This window comes from Halomonas sp. IOP_14 (assembly GCF_021021315.1).
In the GTDB taxonomy this organism is placed as follows: Bacteria; Pseudomonadota; Gammaproteobacteria; order Pseudomonadales; family Halomonadaceae; genus Vreelandella; species Vreelandella titanicae.
Window position 1 is genome coordinate 1 of the sequence record NZ_JAINWD010000077.1, and the last position, 1,491, is coordinate 1,491.

1 rRNA gene is annotated in these 1,491 nt (G+C 55.7%); it reads right to left on the reverse strand.

The annotated features are described in order from the left end of the window. Nucleotides 1-34: 34 nt before the first annotated feature. Nucleotides 35-1,491, reverse strand: a 23S ribosomal RNA gene (locus tag K7H09_RS23950); the annotation flags it as partial.

Below are 1,491 nucleotides of genomic sequence, written 5' to 3' on the forward strand. Positions count from 1 at the left end.
CGTCATCATTACGACCAGACCCCTTGGGTGTTATAGGGTCAAGCCTCACGGGCCATTAGTACACGTTAGCTCAACGCCTTGCAGCGCTTCCACACCGTGCCTATCAACCAGCTGGTCTCGCTGGGCCCTTCAGGAGGCTCTAGGCCTCAGGGATGTCTCATCTTGAAGGGGGCTTCCCGCTTAGATGCTTTCAGCGGTTATCCCGTCCGACCATAGCTACCCGGCAATGCCACTGGCGTGACAACCGGAACACCAGAGGGTCGTCCACTCCGGTCCTCTCGTACTAGGAGCAGCCCTTCTCAAACATCCAACGCCCACGGCAGATAGGGACCGAACTGTCTCACGACGTTCTAAACCCAGCTCGCGTACCACTTTAAATGGCGAACAGCCATACCCTTGGGACCGACTTCAGCCCCAGGATGTGATGAGCCGACATCGAGGTGCCAAACACCGCCGTCGATGTGAACTCTTGGGCGGTATCAGCCTGTTATCCCCGGAGTACCTTTTATCCGTTGAGCGATGGCCCTTCCATACAGAACCACCGGATCACTAGAACCTGCTTTCGCACCTGCTCGACGTGTCTGTCTCGCAGTCAAGCACCCTTATGCTCTTGCACTCAATGCACGATGTCCGACCGTGCTGAGGGTACCTTCGTGCTCCTCCGTTACTCTTTAGGAGGAGACCGCCCCAGTCAAACTACCCACCACACACTGTCCTCGATCCGGATAACGGACCTGAGTGAGAACGCCAATGATGCCAGGCTGGTATTTCAAGGTTGGCTCCCTCCGAACTGGCGTCCAGAGTTCAAAGCCTCCCAGCTATCCTACACAGGCAACATCAGCGTCCAGTGTGAAGCTATAGTAAAGGTTCACGGGGTCTTTCCGTCTAGCCGCGGGTACACCGCATCTTCACGGCGATTTCAATTTCACTGAGTCTCGGGTGGAGACAGCGTGGCCATCATTACGCCATTCGTGCAGGTCGGAACTTACCCGACAAGGAATTTCGCTACCTTAGGACCGTTATAGTTACGGCCGCCGTTTACCGGGGCTTCAATCAAGAGCTTCGCCTTGCGGCTAACACCATCATTTAACCTTCCGGCACCGGGCAGGCGTCACACCCTATACGTCCGCTTGCGCGTTAGCAGAGTGCTGTGTTTTTAATAAACAGTTGCAGCCACCTGGTATCTTCGACCGGTTCGGGCTAGGAGAGCAAGTCTCTTCACCCTACGCCGGCGTGCCTTCTCCCGAAGTTACGGCACCATTTTGCCTAGTTCCTTCACCCGAGTTCTCTCAAGCGCCTTGGGATTCTCACCCTGACCACCTGTGTCGGTTTGGGGTACGGTCGCACATGATCTGAAGCTTAGAGGCTTTTCCTGGAAGCGTGGCATCAGTGACTTCCTGACCGTGGTCAGTTCGTCTCGTGTCTCGGCTTTAAGACCCCGGATTTACCTAAGGTCTCGGCCTACTCACTTTCACCAGGACTACCAACGCC